Source organism: Legionella bozemanae (assembly GCF_900450575.1).
In the GTDB taxonomy this organism is placed as follows: domain Bacteria; phylum Pseudomonadota; class Gammaproteobacteria; order Legionellales; family Legionellaceae; genus Legionella; species Legionella bozemanae.
Genome location: NZ_UGGY01000001.1, coordinates 792,057 through 813,503 on the forward strand (window position 1 = coordinate 792,057; position 21,447 = coordinate 813,503).

Consider the following 21,447-nt stretch of genomic DNA (forward strand, 5'->3'; position numbering starts at 1 on the left):
TGTTCAAGTTAATATGGGAACGAGTTATTACTCTTAAATAGTACGGCATAGAAAAATCCATCCATACCTTGTTCCCCGGGTAAAATCTGTAAGCCATGCTTTGTTGCATGTCCACTGATCCCGTATTCTTTTATTATCGTACAGTCTGGATGGGTTGCAACAAAATTTGCAATTTGTTGCTCATTTTCAGCGGGCATCACTGAACAAGTGGCATAAACCAGTAAGCCGCCTTTTGCGAGCAAAGGCCATAAGCAATCGAGCATGTTCTGCTGGATTTTAGTTATAGTAACAATTTCTTCATTGTTACGTAGTAATTTTATATCTGAATGGCGTCGAATGACACCTGTTGCAGAACAAGGAGCATCTAATAAAATACGATCAAAAAGTTGGCCATCCCACCATTGGGTAGGAGTTAAAGCATCGCCCTCCATTAATGTTGCATGCAAATTAAGGCGGTCTAAGTTTTCTCGCACGCGTTTCAATCGTTTGGGATCAACATCTAAAGCAATACACGCCGACAGATTAGGTTCTTTTTCTAGAATATGGCAGGTTTTTCCTCCGGGAGCACAACAGGCATCGAGAAGACGTAACCCTGGTTTTAAGGACAATAAAGAGGCAGCCAATTGTGCTGCGCCATCTTGAACGGAAATACATCCTTCTGCAAAACCAGGGAGCTGGCGCACATCACAAGGCGTTATTAAATTAATTCCTTCGGGTGCTACAGGATGGAGTTCAGCAGCAATGCCTTCTCGTTTTAAAATCTGTAAATATTCGGCAACAGAATTTTTTTGTACATTAACTCTTAAGGTCATGGGGGGATGCATGTCATTTGCTTGAGCGATGGATTGCCAGTCATCAGGCCAATCTGTTTGTAAACGATCCAATAACCATAGGGGCTGGCCATGAATGAATAAAGGATCAGTGTTAAGACGTGCCAAAATTTCTTTTTGCTGACGGCAAAAATTGCGTAAAACGGCGTTCACCAAGCCTTTTGCCCATGGTTTTTTGATTTTTTCAAGTAAGGCAACTGTTTCCTTGACTACGGCATAATCAGGCAGCTGCATATAGTGTAATTGATAAAGACCGATAAGCAACGCTACCCAGATTTCCAATTCTTTAGGTTTTTTTTGCAGTAAACATTCTGCTAAGGCCTGTAAACGAAAATAATGACGACAAAAGCCAAAGCAAATCTCTTTGGTCATCGGGCTGACTTCGGTTGTTGCAGGCATAAGCTGGGATAACGATGATTTTCCAGTTAATAAGTGAGTTAAAATTTTTAAGGCATGCAGTCGTTCATTCTTGTTCATGAAAACACAAATCCTGCATGTACCTGTGATTTGGAGGAATTTAACCAATCTGCTATGGAAATTACTTTAGCACCTGGAAACTGAATTCGCTGCACGAGCACGCCTTGCTCTCCGGTTGCCACCAACATCCCTTTTTTATCGATGTTGACTACAGTACCCGGTGGTTGGGAAAAGGGTAGTGCCACAACTTGGGCTTGATGGATTCGCAAAATTTCTTCATTTAAGTGTGTGTAAGTGATTGGCCAGGGATTGAATGCGCGAATTTTTCGATCGATTTCTACTGCAGTTTGTTGCCAGTTAATGTGCGCATCTTCTTTATTAATTTTGCTGGCATAGGTAGCTAATTCATTATTTTGAATTTCAGGTTTTGCGCTTTGGGAAGCTAATTCATCTAAGGTTTGGAGTAAAGGTTGCGCGGAAATTTTTGCCAGACTGTCATGCAAGCTTTGTGCTGTTTCTGTGGTACTTATCGGACAGGTGATTTTACGCAGTATAGCACCTGTATCCATGCCGGCATCCATTTGCATAATTGTTACCCCAGACTCTGTATCGCCATGAAGAATGGCGGATTGAATGGGAGAGGCGCCACGCCAACGAGGTAACAAGGAAGCATGTACATTAATACAGCCTAAGCGGGGAATTTCCAGCACTGCTTTAGGCAAGATTAAACCATAAGCGATGACGACCATGACATCAGGTTTTAATGCTGCAAGCTCTGCGATTGTTTCAGGATTTTTGAAATTCAGCGGTTGATAGACTGGAATTTGATGGTTTAATGCCCATTCTTTCACTGCAGATGCTTGTAGTTTTCGGCCGCGTCCTGCAGGACGGTCTGGTTGAGTATAAATTGCTTGAATATGATGTGTGGAATGCAGCAGTGCATTAAGACAAGGCAACCCAAATTCTGGGGTTCCTGCGAAAACGATGTTCAATCGACTCATGATAATTACTCACCTCGATCAAGGAGCGTTTTTAAGAGACGCATCTTGAATGAAAAAACTGTGAAAAAAATGCAGCGCATTATCTTTGAGAAATCCCCTACAAATTCTCTTATCCTACGTACCGCGCTTTATGCGCGGTATCCAGAGATCTTTCTTTAAAAAAGAGTCGGGAGGTACCCCCAAGGTATCGTTCTGGATACCGCGCATAAAGCGCGGTATGTAGGGAAGCGCCTGTAAAATCTATTATTTTACAATAAACTGCTTTTTTAATTTTTGCGTCTACCACTCAGGGTATTATTTACGTGCTTGTTGACGTTTAAATTTATCTAATTTTTTACGAGCCATGGCTTTTTTCAATGGGGAAAGCAGATCAATAAACAGTTTACCATTCATGTGATCAATTTCATGTTGCAAACATTCAGCGAGCAAGCCTTCGGCTTTAATTTCATAAGGGGTACCATTTCTATCTAAGGCTTTTACTGTAACTTTTTCTGCACGGATAACCGTATCATAAGCACCGGGAACAGAAAGACAACCTTCTTCAAATTTTTTTTCGCCTTCTGATGCAATGATTTCAGGATTGATAATAACCATTTGCTCCTGTTTTTCGCCTGTAATATCAATTACGGACAAACGCAGACTAATACCAATTTGAGGCGCAGCAAGGCCAACGCCGCGAGCGTTGTACATTGTCTCAAACATGTCGTCAATTAGAGTTTGCAATTTGTCATCAAAATCAATAACAGGTTTTGCAACCGCTCTTAATCGAGCGTCAGGCAAATATAAAATCGGATGAATAGCCATTGTTTATCTGGTTCTCTACACAAAAATCATGCTAATATTATCCTTCATATATTGTAAGGCTGCAAGATATTCCAACAAAGGATTGCCTCGAATGAGATTTATTCTCTTTATACCCTTCTTTTTTTTCACCACTTTGAATTATGCTTTAAGCTTGAAAGCAGACGCTCCTGAGCAGTATGTAGTTCAACATGGTGATACTTTATGGAGTATAGCAGGTCGCTATTTAGACAATCCCTGGGAATGGAAGGAACTTTGGCTGGCCAATCCAAAGATAAAAAATCCCAATCGTTTATATCCAGGAGCAGTTCTGGCTTTAGCCTATTCTGGAAACAGACCCTATATCAAAGTACTATCGAATGGCACAATAAAATTATCACCTAATGTCCGTCCCTTATCTTTAGATGACCCCATCCCTGCAATTCTTTTAAATGAGATTAAACCTTTTTTAAACGAGTCGCTTATATTGGATCAAGATGTTATTAATCGGGCTCCTTACATCGTCTCTCTAATAGGAGAGCGCATGTTGGCTGGCCAAGGAGATAAAGCTTATGTTAAAGGATTACATCCTTCACGAGTACTGCCTGCAATAGGGGTCCCTGCTTATTCTGTTTTTAGGGGTGGAAAAGATTATGTGCACCCTATAACCAAAGAGTTTTTGGGATATCGAGCGAATTTGGTAGGTAATGCAGAGTTGCTTGCAGGGGGGGAACCTGCAACTATTTTATTAACTGACATTAATGAAGGTGTTAAAGTACAAGATAGTGTCCTGATTAATAATAGCCCTGGATTTAATTTGAATTTTGTGCCCAAAGCGCCTTTGTTCCTTGTAAAGGGATTTATTATCGACATGCCTAATGGCATGCCTGATGGGAATGTCGAAGAAGCTGTTGGCGGCGTGGTCGTGGTTAGTTTGGGTGCCCGAGACGGGCTTGAAGCAGGGGATGTCCTGGCTATCTATAGAAAATCACGTCTCGTCAATGATCCCCAAAATAGGCTGTTCCCTGTCCGATTGCCTCCTGAACGTATTGGTGAGGCTATGGTTTTCCGCGTGTTTACGAAAACCAGTTTTGCTTTAATCGTTCGTTCATCCCGCGCTGTTTATTTATTAAATTTAGTGACCAATCCATGAATAATTTATCCTATTATCTCGCATTAAACCGAATGGAGCGAGTGGGGCCGCGTACAGTAGACAAACTACAAAAACGTTGGCCTGATTTACAACAAATGTTCCAGCTCTCAGCAGTTGAACTGGAGCAAGCGGGTTTACCCTTTGCTTTGGCACAAACTATAGCGGGTTTTGATTTGAACTTGGTTCAAGAAGATCTTAGTTGGTTGGCGGCTGCAGACGATCATCATATACTCACTTGGGATTCGCCTGAATATCCCGCTTTATTGAAGGAAATTACGGATCCTCCTATCGTTTTGTATGCAAAAGGACAGCTCTCCTGTTTCAATCAACCTGCATTAGCTGTAGTAGGTAGCCGCAATCCTACGGTAACTGGAAGTGAAAATGCACGGCAATTTGCAAAAGCAATCGCATCCCATGGCGTTACTATCGTAAGTGGTTTGGCACTTGGTATTGACGCTCAGGCTCATTTGGGATGTTTGGAGGCAGGAGGACAAACAATTGCAGTTTTAGGCACTGGAATTGATCGAATATATCCTCACCGGCACACGATATTGTCACAACAAATTGCGCAAGATGGCTTATTAGTGAGCGAATTTTGCTTAAAAAGTCCACCAAGCTCTGGACATTTCCCTAGAAGAAATCGTATAATAAGTGGTTTATCATTGTGCACTTTGGTTGTTGAGTCGGCAATCAAGAGTGGTTCGTTAATCACAGCACGAATGGCTTTGGAACAAAACCGAGATGTTTTAGCGATCCCTGGTTCCATTCATAATCCTCTGGCTCGAGGGTGTCATTACCTGTTGCAGCAAGGAGCCAAATTAGTTACTTCAGTGGTTGATGTTCTTGAGGAGTTACAGATTGAAGCAGAACAACAAACAGCTGATAAAGCTATTTTACCTCTTGCCAGCGGGAATAAAAACCTAGTAAAGTTCATTGGCTTTGAAATGACAACTGTTGATCAGATCATTTCACGTAGTGGATGCACCGTTGAGCAAGTCACGAGTGAGCTTGCAGAATTAGAATTAAATGGGGCTGTTGTATCTGTGCCCGGTGGCTATATGAGGTGTTAGTATATGAAAGATAACTTATTTGAAATGTTATTGAGTTTATTTGAAAAAAGTCTTACCCAGCTGCAAAAAAGCCATAAAACTGCTGATCAGGATGCATCAGAACAACTTAATGAAGAAGATATTGGGGCTTCAGAGGAACAAGTTTTGCATTTGAAGTTGCAACAACACACTTCCACACGAGTTTTTACTTATGACGAGCAAATGAAACTGACTAAGGCCAGTTATCAATTTCTCATGCGTATGAAATTATGGAAAGTTCTTAATCCAGAATCGTTTGAAATGATTATGAACCAATTACAATTTTCTGAATCTCGTATCGTAACGCTTCAAGAGACTAAATGGACCATAAGAAATGCCTTGGCGAGTTCGTTAAATGAAGAACAGCTTGCTTTTCTTGATTTAGTCCTTTATCAATCAGAAGATGAATTGACATTACATTAAAAGCTCATCTATACCCATGAAACTTCGAAATGCTCGTTTTAGACGATTTGATTTTTTGTTCTGGACGATAAAAGCAATAGGTTAAAATCTGGCATTTTGGAGTTTCTTGGGTATATTACCTATATTACTAGAAGTTGGTGATATTTCATTTTCAGTGCCAATGCTTCGTACTTGTCCTCAAGTCGGGCATTCCTGGTGCTTAGGGATGAAGTGAAAAGGATAAGGTTGACGTTACTATGAGTAAACATTTGGTGATCGTTGAGTCACCTGCCAAAGCGAAGACAATTCAAAAATATTTGGGTAATGACTATGAGGTGGTTGCCTCTTATGGACATGTTCGTGATTTGCCGGCACGTAAGGGCTCGGTTAATCCCGATAAGCATTTTGCAATGACCTATGTGCCTATTGAAAAAAACTCACGCCATATCGAAACCATTGCGAAAATGCTCAAAAAATCAGACTCCTTACTGCTCGCAACGGACCCTGATCGCGAAGGCGAAGCTATTTCCTGGCATATTTATGAATTAATGAAGGAAAAAAATCTAACAAAAGATAAGCCCATTCACCGGATTTTTTTCAATGAAATTACCAAATCAGCAATTCAGGATGCAATAAATCATCCACGTTCTATTTCTATGGATTTAGTGAATGCCCAACAAGCACGACGGGCATTGGATTATTTAGTGGGATTTAATTTATCTCCTTTGTTATGGAAAAAGGTTAGAAGAGGACTTTCTGCAGGGCGAGTACAAAGCCCGGCTTTACGACTTATTGTCGAACGAGAAGAGGAAATTGAGCGTTTTGTAGCTCAAGAATATTGGAAGATTTTAGCTCAATGCATGCATGCAAAGGTATCCTTTGAAGCGCGTTTGACGCATTATAAAAATGAAAAATTACAGCAGTTTACGGTAACCAAAGAAGAGCAGGCGCAACAAATCAAAGAGCATTTGATTCGTCAGGCGCAAGGTCATTTACTGGTTACCCAAATTGAGAAAAAGCAACGCAAGCGTAAGCCTGCACCGCCATTTATTACTTCAACGTTACAACAGGAAGCCGCACGAAAATTAGGCTTTACTGCCCGAAAGTCAATGATGGTCGCCCAGCAATTGTATGAAGGGATAGATATTGGGACAGGGACAGTCGGTCTTATTACCTATATGCGTACGGATTCGGTTAATTTATCTGCAGAGGCAATAGAAGAAACGCGACAGTTTATTACTCAGCGTTATGGCGCCGACAATTGTCCTGCAAGCCCAAGAATTTACAAAACCAAATCGAAAAATGCCCAAGAAGCACATGAAGCGATTCGTCCAACATCCATTAAACGTTCACCAGAAATGGTGCAATCATCACTAACTGCAGATCAATACAAACTCTACAGTTTGATCTGGAAGCGTACGGTTGCCTGCCAAATGGCCGATGCGATACTGGATACGGTTGCAGTGGATTTAAGCTGCGGCGAGGGCTCTATTTTCCGCGCTAATGGTTCTACAGTTACTTTTTCCGGATTCCTTTCCGTATATGAAGAAGGTCGTGATGATACCAAAGATGATGACAATGAAGGTTCATTATTACCCCCATTGGTCGTCGGTGAAAAAGTCAAAGTAGATGACATCTTAGCCAATCAACATTTTACTGAGCCGCCACCAAGATACTCGGAAGCAACGCTGGTGAAGGCACTGGAAGAATATGATATTGGCCGTCCTTCAACTTATGCGTCCATTATTCATACCTTACAACAGCGCGAATATGTTGTTGTCGAGAAGAAAAGATTCTTTCCAACAGATGTTGGCCGTATCGTGAATCGCTTTTTGACGGGTTATTTTACGCGTTATGTAGATTATAAATTTACCGCGGAACTTGAAGATACTTTGGATGCTATTTCGCGCGGTGAAAAAGAATGGATTCCCGTTTTAGAAGAATTTTGGCAGCCATTTGTACAACAAATTGAAACCACAGATCAACAAGTGCAGCGTAAAGATGTAACCTCTGAAGTTCTGGATGAACAGTGTCCAAAATGTGGCAAGCCATTGTCAATAAGATTAGGTAAACGTGGGCGTTTCATTGGTTGTACTGGCTACCCTGAATGTGATTACACTCAAGACATCGCGGGTCAGGACAACGAAAAAAATGAACCAGAAGTTGTTGAGGGGAGAGTCTGTCCGGCATGCTCCAGTCCCTTACATGTGAAAACAGGACGTTATGGACGTTTTATAGGTTGCAGTAATTATCCACAATGCAAACATATGGAGCCTATCGAAAAACCAGCTGATACGGGTGTGGAGTGTCCCAAGTGCCATGAAGCAAAAATTTTGCAACGTAAATCAAGGAAGGGAAAAATTTTCTATTCCTGCGGCAATTATCCTAAATGCGATTATGCCTTATGGAATGAACCGATTAATCAGCCATGTCCGAAATGTAATTGGCCAATTTTAACGGTAAAAGAAAGCAAAAAATTTGGTCGCCAAATTCTTTGCCCACAGGAGGGATGTGGTTACTCTTCCAAGGAAGATGCTGATTAGGATGCAATTGGAACGCCATATTTGGCTCATCTTGAACGAAAAAATATGCTGATAAATGCTCACATACTGATGTATGCTGCGCTTTTTCAGCATATTTTTTCGTTCAAGATGAGCTCAAATCTGATATTCCACTAAGATTCAAATATACCCTTGAACAGTTTGCAATTCTATTTTACATGCGTTGCGCTCGGCGCTCTACAAATCATACCATTTTGAGCTTAATCTAGCGAATTAGCAACAACCTAATGAATAGGAAGAAAGATTTTGTGAGACGCTGGGTTACAGCTTAGCCGTCACCCAGGCTGCATTTTTTAATTAATAAAAATCAATCGTTGTTGTTGTCACATCTAGAGGTCCTACTGGGTAAGAATAAACTGTTACAGGTTGCACAACAGGTGTTACAACACGTGTAACTACCGGTCTATAAGTAACTACTGGTTTGTAGGTAACTGTGCGGGCATAAACCGGTGTATAGGCTGGTGTGAAGTAGGTAACACCACTGGTACAACAACATCCAGCCATCAAAACAACACTTCCTAACAGAATAATCCATTTCATTATGAAGTCCCCTTTAATGGATGCTTTCAAAAGAAAGTGTAGATTATTTGTTCATTTATCTCAAGATTTGATCATTTCAGTGTGTTGTTGCCTGGATGAGCGAAGCGGATCGGGAGATTATCACGAGTTCAATCATTCTCGGGTTCCATGCGCTACAAATATGAAAATCATAGAGAGCAACAGACCTTTTAACTGATGATACAAACTCATTCTTCCTGTTCATTTTGAATCAGTATATACTCATCATCTCTTCATAAAAAATACTCAACAGGATGTAGTGATGTTAGACAGGGCTATTGTAGTTGATGAGCAATTTTTAAAGCGAGTAGAGCAAGCGGACTTTCCAAAACCCAAGAGCACAATGAGTCCGGATACCGCGGAATTGGATAAAAAAACTGCTATAGAGCTTTTTGATTCGCAAATTAAATCACGTCTTCTTGATTTGATTGCCAGACAGCTTAAGGAAAAGGGTTTGTCTTTTTATACTATAGGTAGTAGTGGACACGAAGGTAATGCGGTTTGGGGACAGGTTTTTCGTCCAGACGATATGGCATTTTTGCACTATCGAAGCGGCGCTTTTTATTTACAACGCGCCAAGAAAATACAAGGTGTAGACGGTGTTAGAGATATCTTATTTTCTTTAGTTGCTGCGGCAACTGATCCGATTTCAGGAGGACGCCATAAAGTATTTGGTAGTGTTCCTTTAAATATCCCGCCGCAAACATCAACAATTGCCTCCCATTTACCCAAAGCTTTGGGTGCTGCATTATCCATTACTCGTGCAAAAGAATTAAATATTCATGGCAACTTAAATCCAGATTCAGTCATCATTTGCTCCTTTGGTGATGCATCAACAAATCATGCTTCAGCGCAAGCCACTTTGAATTCTTGCTCATGGATTGCACAGCAAAATTATCCTCTACCAATTGTGTTTATTTGTGAGGACAATGGAATTGGAATTTCTGTACCTACACCTTCGGATTGGATAGAGCGTTCTGTTCGAGCTCGACCTGGATTGCATTATATTGCTTGTGATGGTTTGAACATTGCTGATGCGTATGCGAGTGCACAAGAAGCAGAATATTTGGCGCGTGTAAAAAAACAACCTGTTTTTTTGCATATGCGTTGTGTGCGCTTGTTGGGTCATGCCGGTTCTGATATTGAGTCACAATATTGTACAACGGCTGAAATCGAAGCAAGAGAAGCCCAAGATCCTCTATTGCATTCGGCCGGTCTTCTTTATCGCGAAGGTTGGATGACGGTGCAAGACATGCTGAGTCTTTATCGTAATAATAAAGATTTAATTGAAGCAAAAGCAGTAGATGCAATACGACAACCTAAACTTTCCAGTGCTGAAGCCGTCATGTCTTCGTTAATTCCTAGTGTGTCTAAAAAACAAGCATTTCCTCTGCCTAGTGAAGAAAGACGGGCAGCAGCCTTTGCTAATACATTCTCACAATTGGCCCAAAAACGAAATTTATGTCAGCAGATCAATTTTGCTTTGACTGATTTAATGCTGCAATACCCCAATATGGTGGTATTTGGTGAAGATGTGGGCAAAAAGGGTGGTGTTTATCGTGTGACTGCTGATCTGCAGGCTCGTTTTGGAAAACGTCGGGTATTTGATACTCTTTTGGATGAAACGACAATTATAGGCACTGCAATTGGCATGGCGCACAATGGCTTTATTCCCGTTCCGGAAATTCAGTTTTTGGCTTATTTGCATAATGCAGAAGACCAGTTACGTGGTGAAGCATCCACATTATCCTTTTTTTCCAGCGGCCAATATCAAAACCCTATGGTCCTTCGCATCGCCTCATTGGCTTATCAAAAAGGATTTGGCGGCCATTTCCATAATGATAACTCGATTGCTGTATTACGTGATTTGCCAGGAGTGATTGTCGCATGCCCTTCAAATGGACCGGATGCAGCAAAAATGTTGCGTGCGTGCATGCGTTTGGCTTATGAAGAAGGAAGGGTGGTTGTCTTTTTAGAGCCTATTGCTTTATACATGACGAAAGACTTGCATGTGCCTGGCGATAACGGATGGCTTTTTAATTATCCAGCACCAGATGCCACGATTGCACCGGGTGAAGTAGGTGTTTTCGGCGACGGTGCAACGGTTATTTTAACCTATGCCAATGGGTATTATTTATCACGGCAAGCAGCTGCAGTACTGCAAGAAGAACACAACATTTCCGTGAAAATAGTGGATTTGCGTTGGCTTAGCCCCTTACCGGTTAAAGCGATTTTGAAAGAAGTAGCCAAAGCAAAACAGGTATTAATTGTGGATGAAGGCAGGCAAAGTGGTTCAATTAGCGAAGGCTTGATGACCTTGTTGTTAGAAGAAGCTTCATCCAGGTTGAAAATCAAACGAATTACCGGTAAAGATTGCTTCATTCCCTTGGGTAATGCTTGGCAATATTTGTTACCCAGTAAAGAAAGTATTATTGAAGCGGTAATTGCGTTACAGTCTGATAAAAGGGAGAAAGAAAGTGGACGACTTGTTGTTTCTTGATGAGCAGTTAAATGGTGATGAACGCATGATACGCGATAGTGTAGCGCGTTTCGTGAGCAACGATGTAACGCCTTTGATGGCTGAGTCTTTTGAACATGCTCAATTTCCACGCGAGCTTATTAGAAAATCCGCAGAATTAGGTTTATTAGGTTTGACTTTACCTGCAGAATACGGCGGTGCCGAGGCATCTTATGTAGCGTATGGCTTAGTTTGCCAGGAACTCGAGCGCGGTGATAGCGGATTACGCAGCTTTGTTTCGGTACAAAGTTCCTTATGCATGTATCCTATTTTTCGTTTTGGTTCTGAAGAGCAACGCGTGCGTTTTTTACCAGGAATGGCTACAGGCGAGATCATTGGTTGCTTTGGTTTGACTGAACCTGATTTTGGCTCAGATCCAGCGGGCATGAGGACTACCGCGAAGAAAGTTAAGGGTGGCTGGAATTTGAATGGCGCAAAAATGTGGATAACCAATTCACCAATCGCCGATATCGCTATTGTTTGGGCAAAAACCGATGAAGGCATTCGTGGTTTTATTGTGGAAACAAATTCTCAAGGATTAAGCCGTCCTGAAATCAAATTAAAAATGTCATTACGTGCGTCCATTACTGGGGAATTGGTTTTTGATAATGTTTTTGTCCCTGATGAAAATTATCTTCCTGGCAGTGAAAAAGGTTTAGGCGCCCCTTTAAGTTGCTTAAGTCAGGCGCGATACGGAATTGCCTGGGGGGCTCTGGGTGCTGCGATGGCATGCTTTGATATTACCCGCGACTATCTGTTAGAGCGTAAACAGTTTAACAAGCCATTAGCTTCTTTCCAGCTTATTCAAAAAGACCTGGCAGAAATGTATACTGAAATTATTAAGGCACAATGTCTTAATTTACAGATAGGCCGAATAAAAGATAACCATCGTGAGAATCCAGTGATGATTTCTCTTGCTAAGGGCAATGCCTGCCGCGAGGCATTGAACATTGCGCGAAAATGCAGGAATCTATTAGGAGCAAACGGAATCAGCCTTGAATATCATGTGATTCGTCACATGCTTAATTTAGAATCAGTCTTTACGTACGAGGGTACGGATAACGTGCATACTCTGGTACTAGGAAAACATATTACAGGCATTAATGCTTTTGCTTAATTAAGGACAAACGGTTAAGCACTAAGATCAATGACTTTAATAGTAACCCGGAACTCAAGCCGGGTTACATTTCGTTTCACCAAAGCTTCAACGTCATTGGCATCAGTAGCGTTTAAATAGGGAGGTTTCTTTTTCTCAAAGTAGAACTTATTTTTCATGCATAGGATTGTGTGAAATAAAACAGGCTTATTGAGCAACTTACAGGAGTATCTATGATTAAAATAATTTCAAAAAGAGCGTTAATATTCAGTTTACTTGTATTCAGTATGAATGTGCAGGCTGGGCCGAGCAAAGAATTTTTGGCCAACCAATGCTACGAGTTGTCTCGGGTAATCACCTCTTTGGCAGATAATCAGGAAAAAAATGTCTGCTCTAATAAACTCCATATGGCTTCAGTACAAACGAGCACCACCGCTTTTTTAATTATGGAAGATTCTCCTGATCTGGCAAAAGAGATATTGAATAATGCAGTAGCTGCCTTGCAATATGCAGAATTATTGAGTTGCAAACACTACATTCAAATTTCACACTCTAAATTTGAAGCTCAGAAGATTAAAACATTATTGTAATCATGATACTCTTCAAGTGTCTTGCAGAAGCCTTGAAGAGTTGCGGGGAGTTTTTAAGCGTATTCCTAATTTTTGCATCCACTAATTCATGTGGTTTTGGAAAGAATCTGAAGAACCAATGACTGAAGAGCTGCATTTTTGCCTTCTGCCTAAAATTGTCAAAGAACATCAATACAATCCTGAAGCATTCCAGGTAGAAAAATTACACTGGCAAATGGATTATCAGGGATGGGAAGCACCGGATAGAGTCGGTTTTATGCAGACACTGATTAATGAGAATGATAACTTGGTTTGTTATTATCGCTGGCCAAATCCAAAAGATAAAGGAACCTATGTATGGATGACCATTCACTTATCGCCCTCAGTAAATCAGTTAGTGAAGCCCTATGGTTCCTACTGGACAATACAAAAAGAAGAAAAGCAGGCTTTATGCAGATCAGAAATTAACACATGCAGCTTTATTCTTTCAGAAAGCTCTAAAAGAATTATCCCGCAAAATAAATGTAGCCGGGTGCAGCGCAGCGGAACCCGGGTTTCTGAATTAAATGAGCCTCTTGATCCCGGGTTCCGCTGCGCTGCACCCAGGCTACAAATATCCCATCGGGCCAATAACCCCTTGTTATTTCTTCCAGACTTAGTTATCATTTGCCACCAAGTCGGGGCGTAGCGCAGCCTGGTAGCGTACTAGCATGGGGTGCTAGTGGTCGAAGGTTCAAATCCTTCCGTCCCGACCAACAAATCCGGGTCTTTCCCAATTACGGGGGCACTCACCAGTTAACAACACAGCACCCTAACACGGGTTCTATAATTTTCAAAGTTACGAAAGCCATAAGCTCTTCTTTGTATCAACTTCATCTTTCTATGAAACCCTTCTGTAATGCCATTAGACTTCCTAAAACGCCACATACGTACTATCTCTTCTTTCCATTGGCCGAATGTTTTTCCGAGAGCTGCCAAAGCCTTAAATGGACTACTTTTCAGGTCATCAAGCATATTTAAAAACTGCGGAATCATTTTTTTACACCAATCTTTATTCATGGACTTGTGTAGGAGTAAAGAATGAACTTGTTGCTGGAACTGATATATAGCGTTTATAGCTGGATTGTCTTCAAGAAATGCATCACGCTTAATCCTTCTTTGAGGAGTCAATCTATCAGGTCGTGTACGCAGTAAAGCTAATATACCCCGATTACTTTTTACTTCGCTCGATAGCTCGCGGTAAGTCATCATACATTGATGTTGAAGCAAGCGAATGACATGAAATCGATCTGCTACTATTTTTGCATTAGGAAAATGTTTTTTAACAATGGAGCGGTACGTACTACTTAAATCCATACAGACTACTTTGACTCGTTCTTTTCCGACCAAGGAAGCCAGGTAACTGGAAAGGTCTGTTTCACTTCGCCCTTTAACAATATCAAAAATTTTATGTTTTTTGAGGTCACAGAGCGTTGTTGCAAATCCCTGTTTTCGGCTAAAGAAATGTTCATCAATACCAAGCACCACTGGGCATGGTGTATTCATGAGTTCTCTTGCTTGCTCCTGATAATGGCGATGATACCAACGCTCAATGGTGGCTTTTCCTTTATTAAATTGCTGGGCAAGGTCTTTTTGAGAAATACCACGAGTATGATCATGAAACACAGCGGCTTGTAAACGCCATGTCGAACGCTGATGTTTATTAATACCCGGGAATTGTTGATTACCGTATCGTTTGCACATATTGCAATAGAGTTTATACGCTTTAAAACGCAATAAAGTGCGACGATTACCAATTAACTCATGAGCTACCGTGCGTATATATGAGGACTTCTTACGAACCATTTTACTATGGCAATGCGCACAACGAGGTAACCGATGATAAGAAATGTCCAATATAAGTGGTTGATAACCACTCACTTTTTCTATGGTAAAACCAGGTAAATTTAAGATAAGATTATGCTTGGGCACTTTAATCTCCAATTTGATCGCGAAATCAATTAGTTAGTCTAGACTAACTTGATTAAAGTGCCCCCTTATTTGGGGTAGAGCCGCTCTTCGCTGAATGAGTTTCATTTTGCGATGAAACCCTTCGGTTATTCCATTAGATTTACTAAACCGCCACATTCTGGCGACCTCATCTTTCCAAGCACTAAGAGTTTTTCCTAGCGAAGCTAACGCTTTAAACGCGCTCTGCTTCAATTCAACAAGCATATCCAAGAATGTAGGAATTACTTTACGGCAGGCACGTTGAGTTAAAGCTCTTTTCATTAACAGAGAATGAAGTTCTTGCTGAAATTGATAGATGGCTTCAATAGCAGGATTTTGAGTTAAAAATACATCTCTTTTTTACTTTCATCTCTTCACTGAGGTTATCAGACCTGGTTCTCAATAGGGCCAGGATGCCCCTATTCCTTTTAATTTCACGGGACAGTTCTCGATAAGTCATCATACATTGATGTTGAATTAAACGGATTACATGAAATCTATCGGTAACTATCATCGCATTAGGAAAGTATTTTTTTACCATAGACCGATAGGTACTACTTAAATCCATACAAATCACTTTGACTCGTTCTTTCCCTGGTAACTGCTGCAGGTAGGTTTTCAAATCCTCTTCACTTCGTCCTTTCACTACATCAAATACTTTATGCTTTCTTAGGTCACAAAAGGTTGTAGCAAATCCTTCTTTCTTACTAAAGAAATGTTCATCAATACCCAATACTATCGGACAGGGTTTATTGGGTATTATCTCTTGTTAATCTACTATCTGCAACAGTCTCTAGTGTAGGAAATTCTCTTTCATTACTTATCCAACTTACAACAATCGTCATAGTGTTTCCCAAACACGGATCTTTAGGGCATTTTGCAAGAAATATTCTATACCTAAACTGTTGCATCAAGTGATTTACTTCTTAATAATAGGCGTGATCCATCTAAATATCAGAATTTTTTATATGGCTAGTGATAATGAATACAACGAATACAGTTCTGGTTATGAGCTTAAACTCTATTGCCTTAGAGTGCTTAGAGAAGCGTACAATAGAGGCGGCCCAAATGAATTACGTTTATTAAACAGGGGAAAGAAAAACCGTTATTTAAACGACGAGCTGAAGAAAATTAAAGAAGAGCTGTTGCCGCTTGCTTATTTTCTTGAAAAAGAGATTCCTATCCCGGGTGTTTCAAAAATTCTAATCCCTATAAATATTAGCAATCAGGGGTTTGATGCTCGTATATGCACGCAGGGAGAAGATGATATTTTCATTGAAGTTACGTCTACTCTTGATGGAAAAAGATCAAGCTCAATATTTTCAATCAACAAAAAACTCAAGCGAACCCCAGGTAAGATTAATAACTACAAGCCCAGAAGACGAAATCGAACGTATCAAAAACATTATCTCTCAAAAAGCAAAGAAAGACCTATATGCACGATACAAACCAATATTGCTCGTTAATCTTGCCAATCATCCTATGATCTTTTTATATGATCATGAGCTTGAATGCTTACAAAAGGAGATTAAGGATTTTGTTATTAAGAACAATATATTAGAAATATTCACGCAAGTAGTATTAATAAATATTATCCATACCAGAGATTATGTAGATACGTTTTATAAAGGAATTATAAATAACTCTCGGAGTAGTGAGGAGGAAAGAATCATTTTATTGTACTTGGCTCATGAATCATCCGTTTTAACCTAACAAAAAAGGCATTAATTGGATGGAAGGCACAAACAAAACCATTATAATTCGCATAACCATTCAAATAAAAATACAAATAATTTTAATTAAAGCCTAAATTGGCAATATATTGAATTACATCTGAAATACAAGTTTTCTCAGTCTTCCACAGGCTCCAAGATAACTATCCCGTAAAATATACCATTAATGAAACCTAGAAAAATTAACCAGATTAGTTAACTTTAAAATATCGTGTTTGACAGGATTTTAGAAATTGGGTTTTGATAAGATAGGACGAGTAAGCCTATTCCCATTTTATATACATGCCAAAAACTACGCCATTGACTTATATCTGTCTAGGATATATACTTTATTCATCAAATAAAAATAAGAAATAGCAATGATTTTTATTGAAACTCCAATTTTTACAGAAGACATGAAAGAACTATTATCTGATGACGAGTATGCTGAGTTTCAAGAGTATCTTGCTGATAATCCTTTAGCTGGAGACGTGATTCAGCAAACCGGAGGACTAAGGAAAGTTCGATGGTCATCTCAAGGCAAAGGAAAGCGAGGTGGTGTTAGAATTATTTATTATTATGTAACTCCTGCTTCACAAATAAGACTCTTACTTATTTATAAAAAGGGTATTCAAGATGATCTGACTGCAGATCAAAAGAAAATGTTACGACAATTAAATGAACGGTGGTAATCATGGATAAAAAATTATTTGAACGATTGTACGAAAGTATGACTCAGATGAACGAAATTATTGATGGTGAGCGCGTTCCTTCACGAGAGTTTGTTGTAGATGCTCTTCATGTAAAAGAGATAAGAAAAAAAACGGGCTTAACTCAAGAAAAATTTTGTCATTTAATTGATGTGAATATTGGAACTTTAAGAAATTGGGAGCAGGGGAGAAGGGAACCAACTGGACCTGCTAAGGCTTTGCTAAGAGCCATAAAAAATGATCCAGAACATGTATTGGCTGCCTTGGCAAGCTAAAATTTATAAGATTTTATTTTGATTAGATTAACGGAATAAATATGATTGAAAAAGAATCATGTCCAATAACATTTGAAATATTAGATGATTATTCCCACATTAATACGCCAAGAACTTGTTATTTAATTAGGAAAGATTGGGACGATTTTAATTTCAAAACTACATTTGATGCTATATTTATAACCGTTGAGGGCAAACAGAAAAATCTTGGTCCTGTAAGCATAGCTTCAAAAAATATGGGCCATGGATATGTTGTACTTCCCACCGATCATTTTTCCAAGTTACCAATTAACTACTGTTCCTTGGATACAATCTTTCTTAGGCATTTTAATCTTCCTTTTGACCGTCAAATCAAAGGGTTAGTCTAAACTAACTTGATTAAAATGCCCCTTTATTTGGGGTAGAGCTTGAGTTTGTCCATACTTGCCTATTTGACCACTCCATACATAATGGTGAAATGAAGAGTGTGACCAATCATGTAGGGCGTTAATAAAAACCATGATTGATTTGGATTGATTAAAATTAACTGATGGATTTGATTAAATAAACCTTGATTACACTATGCTCCATCAAGGCTACGCTTGCTGTTTGCCTTTCTAGGAAAGACCAGTCCCTGAATGCTGTGAACGTTCCCTCGTAAAATCACTGTGCATATGGGCATATACAAATTATTTATACTAATATGAACATAAAAAGGATTGTTCTTAATTAAATGGCAAACTTTAAAAAAATAAATTTGAATTTATTGTTACACTTGCATGCTCTTTTGACAGAGAGAAAAGTGAGCGCTGCAGCTGACAAAGTTTTTATTAGTCAACCTGCCATGAGTTCTTCACTTAAGCACCTTCGAGAAATATTTAAAGATCCATTATTAATTTTTGATAAAGGTGAATATTTTCTTTCGCCTGAAGCGGAGAAGCTTCTGCCAGAGTTAGAGCTATTTATGCTCCAAATCCAAAATATTTTAACTCCTAAAGAAAAATTTGACCCCAGGAAATCAAACCGAATATTTAAAATTGCTTTACCTGATTATATAGAACTACTTCTTCTTCCTTCCTTACTTACCTCATTAGAAAAATATCCTAATATTGTTATAGACATAACGATTAATGCTATGGTTGATAAGCCTGCATTATTCATCGAGAAAAATATGGATATTGTGATTGGTGCTATTGATGAAAATACAGCACTCTCCCAATTAAAAGTGAGAAAACTATTCGAAGAAAAACTTGTTTGCTTTGCCAGCAACAAAAACCCTTTGATAAAAAATCCATTGTCTTTAAATCAGTACTTAGAAAGTAGGCACCTAACATTCAGCTTTAATGAAAAACAATACAGTAGCTCTGCTGAGTTTTTGAGAAAAAAGAAATTAACTCGTCATGACGTCATGTATGTCAATAACATCCTTCCTGCAATTTTTGCAGTAGCTAATACGGAGTCAATAATTTCTATAGCTCCCAAAGTTTTAATTGATATTTTTGCAAAGCAGTTTGATTTGGCTCAACAACCTTTACCTTTTGATTTAGAGCCTATCCCAATTTATTTAATAACTCATAGGAAAGATCAATCAGATGAAGGAATTCAATGGTTATCAGCATTAGTTGCTGAAAATATTGAAAAATTAATCTTTTTATTTCCTTAAATAGAAATCTCTATTCTTACTACTTAAGTGAAGAACCCATGGCAGCTTGACGCATACAAACTTTGTCAGCTGCAGCACTATTTCTCGCTCTATCAAAAGGGTGTGTAAGTATAACAATAAACTCAAAAACACTCTTAGCTTAATCGTTGTAAACCCAACTGCTTTTTCCAGGATAAATAATTTATATAGGCCCATATAAAAAAGCAATTTTATGCACCAATCAAATGATTATAAAATAATCAATGTGGTGATATCGCAATCAAAGATATCGTTTTTTACTAAATACTAGGAATTTCCATCATGTTATACCAACTAAAAGACTTAATATACAAAGCAAGTAACGAGTTTATTAATGAGTTTACAACGCTTTCAACAGAAGTTACTGCTCTTGATCTGAGCAAAAATGGTCTTGATACCAGACTAACAGACGAATTCGTACAGGGGTTAACTTCTATTGCCCCTAAAATCAAAGAGCTATATTTAGCAGATAATTTTCTCGTTACAAAACCAGGGGCAGACTTGGCAAAAATTTTTGCAGCGATCCCTTCTAGTGTAACATTTCTCCATTTAGGCAGTAATTTATTAGGTAATAAAAAGGCTGCGGAATTAGCTGAAGCGTTTGCAGCAATTCCTGCTCATGTTACTACCTTAAGGTTGGATGATAATTTTCTTAATAATTTTTCTCAAGATGATTTACTTAAATTAAAGGGTTCTCTTACTCATGTAAAAACGTTATATGTTAGCTATACCGAAACTTTAAGTATGACAACAGAACAACGACAAGCACTAAAAATGGTTTTTCCACAAATTGAAACCATCAATCTAGTAGATCCATCAGGAAAAGTAATGGAATTAAATAACTCTTTTCCTCTAATTAACCTGGTCAGATCCTTAGGTGGAAAAACAAGCGTACCTTCATTGCTTGTCCAAGGCACTATGTTTGTAAAAAACAATAATATCGATTATCAAAAAGAAAATGCAATTCCTAGCGACTTAAAGGAATTTGTTAGCAGTATGAAATAATGTATCGCTCATCCTTGCTAAATAATTTCTTATCAAGGATGAGCTCCTTAAGTTGTTGTAATAAAAACCACAAAACAATAGCTCTTGTCACAAGTTCAGGTCAAATTGAGTTGACTTAACATTCGACTTGCATCTAATCTGTCGGTCTTTGTCCGTCGGTTTTTTCTATCTACTTTTATATAGGAATCTGATTCACCTCCTAAATCACTTAATTCGAGATAAGCGCTTTTAGCATTGGCCAGACTCATGGCAGGGTAGCTAACTCATAGTTTTCAAATTTCTAAATCGGTAAGCACTCGTTGAATATCAAACATCAAATGAATACAATGATATAAAAACATACTAATGGATAGAGTTCAAATGCGTTTACTTTTAGCTATATTCTTACCGTTTTCAGTATTTTTCACTATTGGTCGTCCTATAGCTGGAATTGTTTGTTTGATATTACAAATAACCCTTATTGGCTGGATCCCTGCTGCTTTATGGGCTGTATACTCCCTTTCGCAATATAATACAGATATGAAAATCCGCGAATATAATAAACGAAGAGAATAGCAATTGTAGCCTTGATGCGGCGAAGCATGAGCAAGGATTTTCCCACTTCCTATAGCAATTAACCTTATATCTTGTCTAGTATGGCGGGCTCGCACCTTGCTTTATTTTTAATCGAGAATGCGTAATTTATAAAGAAGGAAAATGAAGCTTTTTGAACGTGCTATTCTAGTATTATGTAGCCCAAAAAATTTAGAACGCCTCTGTGTTGGGTTTCACATGAGTATTTTTCAGTTTGGTGTGATGATATTTGCTAGTCGCAGGACTATATTTTGCTTCTGACTTACTGAAAAAAGGAGTGCTATGCAGCTGAATGGGAAATCAGGGAATGATTCTGGCATGAACCAAATTAAATCTTGGCATGCCCTTGAAATCAGTGAGGTTGCGCTATGTTTTAATGTTGATCTTTCTAATGGACTTACTTTGCAAGAAGCAGCAACAAGATTAGCTTCTGTAGGTATTAATCGAATTGAGGGACAACCGTCACGATCACCCATCCTGCTTTTTTGACCCAGTTTAAAAGCGCTTTGATTCTCATCCTAATCGGAGCTGCTGTACTCGCTGCACTGAT

The 21,447-nt window shown here is 39.0% G+C and carries 23 protein-coding genes, 1 tRNA gene and 1 pseudogene; 17 read left to right on the forward strand and 8 right to left on the reverse strand.

Features of this window, described 5'->3' with window-relative positions; translation table 11 throughout:
- Positions 1-8 precede the first annotated feature (8 nt).
- The 3 genes from rsmB to def all read right to left on the reverse strand — a co-directional run bounded on the left by rsmB (position 9) and on the right by def (position 3,052).
- A complete protein-coding gene (gene rsmB, locus DY223_RS03430) occupies positions 9-1,307 on the reverse strand; it encodes a 16S rRNA (cytosine(967)-C(5))-methyltransferase RsmB (protein ID WP_058459677.1) in 1,299 nt (432 codons plus the stop codon).
- Positions 1,304-2,248: a methionyl-tRNA formyltransferase gene (gene fmt / locus DY223_RS03435; RefSeq protein WP_058459676.1), complete on the reverse strand. Its 945-nt coding sequence runs from the start codon at positions 2,246-2,248 to the stop codon at positions 1,304-1,306. Before fmt ends, rsmB begins: the two co-directional genes overlap by 4 nt.
- Positions 2,249-2,542: 294 nt before the next feature.
- On the reverse strand, positions 2,543-3,052 hold the full coding sequence (gene def, locus DY223_RS03440; protein ID WP_058459675.1) for a peptide deformylase: 510 nt from the start codon (positions 3,050-3,052) through the stop codon (positions 2,543-2,545).
- 91 nt (positions 3,053-3,143) lie between these two features.
- Between def and DY223_RS03445 the strand changes: the two genes are divergently transcribed.
- The 4 genes from DY223_RS03445 (at position 3,144) to topA (ending at position 8,214) form a co-directional block, all read left to right on the forward strand.
- The gene (locus tag DY223_RS03445) at positions 3,144-4,181 is read left to right on the forward strand and encodes a LysM peptidoglycan-binding domain-containing protein (protein WP_058459674.1); all 1,038 of its coding nucleotides are present in this window, start codon (positions 3,144-3,146) and stop codon (positions 4,179-4,181) included.
- A complete protein-coding gene (dprA, locus tag DY223_RS03450) occupies positions 4,178-5,251 on the forward strand; it encodes a DNA-processing protein DprA (RefSeq protein WP_058459673.1) in 1,074 nt (357 codons plus the stop codon). The genes DY223_RS03445 and dprA overlap by 4 nt, the downstream gene beginning before the upstream one ends.
- Positions 5,252-5,254: 3 nt before the next feature.
- The gene (locus tag DY223_RS03455) at positions 5,255-5,692 is read left to right on the forward strand and encodes a DUF494 family protein (RefSeq protein WP_058459672.1); all 438 of its coding nucleotides are present in this window, start codon (positions 5,255-5,257) and stop codon (positions 5,690-5,692) included.
- Between the two features lie 236 nt (positions 5,693-5,928).
- Positions 5,929-8,214, forward strand: a complete 2,286-nt coding sequence (gene topA, locus DY223_RS03460) for a type I DNA topoisomerase (RefSeq protein ID WP_058459671.1) — start codon at positions 5,929-5,931, stop codon at positions 8,212-8,214.
- A 315-nt stretch (positions 8,215-8,529) separates the two neighbouring features.
- Here topA and DY223_RS03465 read toward each other — a convergent pair whose 3' ends face one another.
- On the reverse strand, positions 8,530-8,772 hold the full coding sequence (locus DY223_RS03465) for a hypothetical protein (protein WP_058459670.1): 243 nt from the start codon (positions 8,770-8,772) through the stop codon (positions 8,530-8,532).
- A gap of 280 nt (positions 8,773-9,052) precedes the next feature.
- Between DY223_RS03465 and DY223_RS03470 the strand changes: the two genes are divergently transcribed.
- Entirely contained in the window at positions 9,053-11,290 is a 2,238-nt protein-coding gene (locus DY223_RS03470; RefSeq protein WP_058459669.1) for a dehydrogenase E1 component subunit alpha/beta, read from the forward strand.
- Entirely contained in the window at positions 11,268-12,425 is a 1,158-nt protein-coding gene (locus DY223_RS03475) for an acyl-CoA dehydrogenase family protein (RefSeq protein ID WP_058459668.1), read from the forward strand. The genes DY223_RS03470 and DY223_RS03475 overlap by 23 nt, the downstream gene beginning before the upstream one ends.
- A gap of 14 nt (positions 12,426-12,439) precedes the next feature.
- Here DY223_RS03475 and DY223_RS19045 read toward each other — a convergent pair whose 3' ends face one another.
- Positions 12,440-12,583 carry a hypothetical protein gene (locus DY223_RS19045; RefSeq protein WP_160116269.1) on the reverse strand — a complete coding sequence of 48 codons (144 nt, stop codon included), beginning with the start codon at positions 12,581-12,583 and terminating at the stop codon, positions 12,440-12,442.
- 54 nt (positions 12,584-12,637) lie between these two features.
- On the opposite strand from DY223_RS19045, the gene DY223_RS03480 reads away from it, so the two are divergent.
- The 3 genes from DY223_RS03480 (at position 12,638) to DY223_RS03490 (ending at position 13,728) form a co-directional block, all read left to right on the forward strand.
- Positions 12,638-12,994 carry a hypothetical protein gene (locus DY223_RS03480; protein ID WP_058459667.1) on the forward strand — a complete coding sequence of 119 codons (357 nt, stop codon included), beginning with the start codon at positions 12,638-12,640 and terminating at the stop codon, positions 12,992-12,994.
- An 88-nt stretch (positions 12,995-13,082) separates the two neighbouring features.
- Positions 13,083-13,661: a hypothetical protein gene (locus DY223_RS03485; RefSeq protein WP_064115104.1), complete on the forward strand. Its 579-nt coding sequence runs from the start codon at positions 13,083-13,085 to the stop codon at positions 13,659-13,661.
- Positions 13,652-13,728, forward strand: a tRNA-Pro gene (locus tag DY223_RS03490). Before DY223_RS03485 ends, DY223_RS03490 begins: the two co-directional genes overlap by 10 nt.
- A gap of 40 nt (positions 13,729-13,768) precedes the next feature.
- Here DY223_RS03490 and DY223_RS03495 read toward each other — a convergent pair.
- Together DY223_RS03495 and DY223_RS19775 are read right to left on the reverse strand one after the other, a co-directional pair.
- Complete coding sequence (locus tag DY223_RS03495) at positions 13,769-14,944, reverse strand: ISL3 family transposase (protein ID WP_115684276.1); 1,176 nt, start codon at positions 14,942-14,944, stop codon at positions 13,769-13,771.
- 33 nt (positions 14,945-14,977) lie between these two features.
- A pseudogene (locus DY223_RS19775) lies at positions 14,978-15,716 on the reverse strand (ISL3 family transposase); the annotation flags it as partial.
- Between the two features lie 214 nt (positions 15,717-15,930).
- On the opposite strand from DY223_RS19775, the gene DY223_RS19005 reads away from it, so the two are divergent.
- From DY223_RS19005 to DY223_RS03530, 6 genes are all read left to right on the forward strand, one after another.
- Positions 15,931-16,428 (forward strand): hypothetical protein, encoded by a 498-nt coding sequence (locus tag DY223_RS19005; RefSeq protein WP_131744488.1) that lies wholly within the window; start codon positions 15,931-15,933, stop codon positions 16,426-16,428.
- 626 nt (positions 16,429-17,054) lie between these two features.
- Positions 17,055-17,366: a hypothetical protein gene (locus tag DY223_RS03510; RefSeq protein ID WP_058460900.1), complete on the forward strand. Its 312-nt coding sequence runs from the start codon at positions 17,055-17,057 to the stop codon at positions 17,364-17,366.
- 2 nt (positions 17,367-17,368) lie between these two features.
- Positions 17,369-17,659: a helix-turn-helix domain-containing protein gene (locus DY223_RS03515; protein ID WP_058460899.1), complete on the forward strand. Its 291-nt coding sequence runs from the start codon at positions 17,369-17,371 to the stop codon at positions 17,657-17,659.
- Positions 17,660-17,700: 41 nt separating this feature from the next.
- Positions 17,701-18,027, forward strand: coding sequence for a hypothetical protein (locus DY223_RS03520; RefSeq protein WP_058460898.1), 327 nt, complete (start codon positions 17,701-17,703; stop codon positions 18,025-18,027).
- Positions 18,028-18,371: 344 nt separating this feature from the next.
- Positions 18,372-19,301: a LysR family transcriptional regulator LelA gene (gene lelA, locus DY223_RS03525; protein ID WP_058460897.1), complete on the forward strand. Its 930-nt coding sequence runs from the start codon at positions 18,372-18,374 to the stop codon at positions 19,299-19,301.
- Between the two features lie 300 nt (positions 19,302-19,601).
- On the forward strand, positions 19,602-20,324 hold the full coding sequence (locus DY223_RS03530; RefSeq protein ID WP_058460896.1) for a hypothetical protein: 723 nt from the start codon (positions 19,602-19,604) through the stop codon (positions 20,322-20,324).
- A gap of 95 nt (positions 20,325-20,419) precedes the next feature.
- Here the strand turns inward: DY223_RS03530 and DY223_RS19050 are convergent, their stop codons facing one another.
- The gene (locus DY223_RS19050) at positions 20,420-20,572 is read right to left on the reverse strand and encodes a hypothetical protein (RefSeq protein ID WP_160116270.1); all 153 of its coding nucleotides are present in this window, start codon (positions 20,570-20,572) and stop codon (positions 20,420-20,422) included.
- A 97-nt stretch (positions 20,573-20,669) separates the two neighbouring features.
- On the opposite strand from DY223_RS19050, the gene DY223_RS03535 reads away from it, so the two are divergent.
- Positions 20,670-20,879 (forward strand): YqaE/Pmp3 family membrane protein, encoded by a 210-nt coding sequence (locus DY223_RS03535; protein ID WP_259293189.1) that lies wholly within the window; start codon positions 20,670-20,672, stop codon positions 20,877-20,879.
- Between the two features lie 336 nt (positions 20,880-21,215).
- Positions 21,216-21,386: a cation-transporting P-type ATPase gene (locus DY223_RS19380; RefSeq protein WP_259293190.1), complete on the forward strand. Its 171-nt coding sequence runs from the start codon at positions 21,216-21,218 to the stop codon at positions 21,384-21,386.
- Positions 21,387-21,447: the final 61 nt, after the last annotated feature.